At 53.3% G+C, this 1,170-nt stretch carries 1 protein-coding gene; it reads right to left on the minus strand.

Going from position 1 to position 1,170, the window contains the following annotated elements:
- Positions 1 to 5: 5 nt before the first annotated feature.
- Positions 6 to 1,094, minus strand: coding sequence for an IS630 family transposase (locus tag Q674_RS36960; protein WP_011786732.1), 1,089 nt, complete (start codon positions 1,092 to 1,094; stop codon positions 6 to 8).
- Between the last annotated feature and the right edge of the window lie 76 nt (positions 1,095 to 1,170).

The raw sequence follows: 1,170 nt of genomic DNA on the forward strand, positions 1-1,170 counted from the left end.
GTCCCTTAACAAAAGTTCGTCTTATTATTAAGTTTGTCGGATAGGCGCGCAATTGATTCAATAATTTGATCCGCCGTTTTGCGCCAGACAAAAGGTTTGGGATCGTCGTTGTATCTTGCCAGATAATCTTTAATGGACGCCTCCAGTTCGCGAGTGCTGCGGTGTGAGTTGCGCTTGATCCAGCGATCCGAGATCAGGCCGAAAAATCGTTCCACCAAGTTGACCCACGAGGCTGATGTTGGCGTGAAATGCACGTGATACCGGGGCCGTGCAGCGAACCAGGCTCGCACCTTTGCTGTCTTGTGGGTCCCGTAGTTGTCCATGACGAGGTGAATATCCAGGTCCTCCGGAACCTCCCGGTCAATCTCTTTTAAAAACGCCAAAAACTCTTTGGCTCGGTGTCTCCTGTGAAGGCGTCCGATAACCTCACCCGTGGCAACGTCCAGGGCTGCAAACAGGGTCGTGGTGCCGTGACGAACGTAATCGTGCGTTCTGGTTTCGGAGTAGCCAAACGACAGCGGAAGCGCCGGCTGAGTGCGGTTCAACGCCTGTATCTGGCTTTTCTCGTCCACACACAGGACCAAAGCCCGGTCAGGCGGATTCATATACAACCCAACAATGTCGTGGACCTTGGCCACAAAGTGGGGGTCGGTTGAGAGCTTAAAGGTCTCCAGACGATGAGGCTTCAAGCCAAACGCCCGCCAGATTCGGCTGATTGCCATGGCATTGAGCCCGGTTTCCTTGGCCATCAGAGTGGTAGACCAGTGGGTCGCATTCTTGGGCTTGGATTGAAGCGTTTTGTTGATAACGTCTGCCACCTTCTCATCATCAATACTGCGGGGCCGACCACTTCTCGGGGCGTCTGTCAGGCCCGCCACACGGAACTGTTCAAACCGCTTACGCCACTTACTGACTGTTTCTGCCGTTACGCCCACTCGCTCAGCAATCACTCGTCCAGGTAGGCCCTCAGTGCTCAACAGGATCATTCGTGCGCGCTGCTGCTCGGCTGCCGGCATCTGTCGCCGCCGAACCCACGAATGAAGCTCATCGCGTTCTTCGTTTGTTATGATCAAAGGAATAACTGGACGACCCATTGCAGTAGCTCCATCGATGCTTTCTGCAATTATAACCCTATGCTACAATATATTCGACGAACTTTTGTTAAGGGAC

It is taken from the genome of Marinobacter sp. EVN1 (genome assembly GCF_000475375.1).
Classification (GTDB): domain Bacteria; phylum Pseudomonadota; class Gammaproteobacteria; order Pseudomonadales; family Oleiphilaceae; genus Marinobacter; species Marinobacter nauticus.